General features: G+C 48.1%; 1 protein-coding gene. It reads left to right on the forward strand.

Annotated elements, in window-relative coordinates:
• A partial coding sequence (locus ACLI08_RS16380) for a hypothetical protein (RefSeq protein WP_411429584.1) occupies nt 1–676 on the forward strand: 676 nt, incomplete at both ends.

A 676-nucleotide genomic window follows, 5' to 3' on the forward strand; every position in this document is an offset into this window, starting at 1 on the left:
TACGCCAACAGCTCCGGTTGCTACTTTAGTTCAACCAACGTGTTCGGTTGCGACAGGAAGTATTACCGTAACTGCTCCTACAGGAACAGGCATGACGTATAGTATAGATGGTTCAACCTACCAGGCATCAGCTACCTTTACAGGTGTTACAGCAGGAACGTATTCTGTGACTGCTAAAAACGCTGCTGGTTGTATCTCGACTGCGACTTCGGTAACTATCAATACTGCTCCGGCTGCGCCAACTGCACCGGTTACTACTTTGGTTCAACCAACGTGTTCGGTTGCTACAGGTTCAATAACAATCACTACTCCGACAGGAACAGGTATGACCTACAGCATCAACGGAACTACCTACCAGGCATCGGCTACCTTTACAGGTGTTGCAGCAGGAACGTATTCTGTGACTGCTAAGAATGCTGCGGGTTGTATCTCAACGGCTACATCGGTAACTATCAATGCTGCTCCGGCTACGCCGACAGCACCGGTTGCTACTTTGGTCCAACCTACATGTTCAGTTGCTACAGGTTCAATAACTGTAACTGCTCCTACAGGAACAGGTATGACGTATAGTATTGACGGAACAACCTACCAGGCATCAGCTACCTTTACAGGTGTTGCAGCAGGAACATATTCAGTAACTGCTAAGAATGCTGCGGGTTGTATCTCAACGGCTACT

This window comes from Flavobacterium sp. RNTU_13, assembly GCF_046614455.1.
GTDB lineage: Bacteria > Bacteroidota > Bacteroidia > Flavobacteriales > Flavobacteriaceae > Flavobacterium.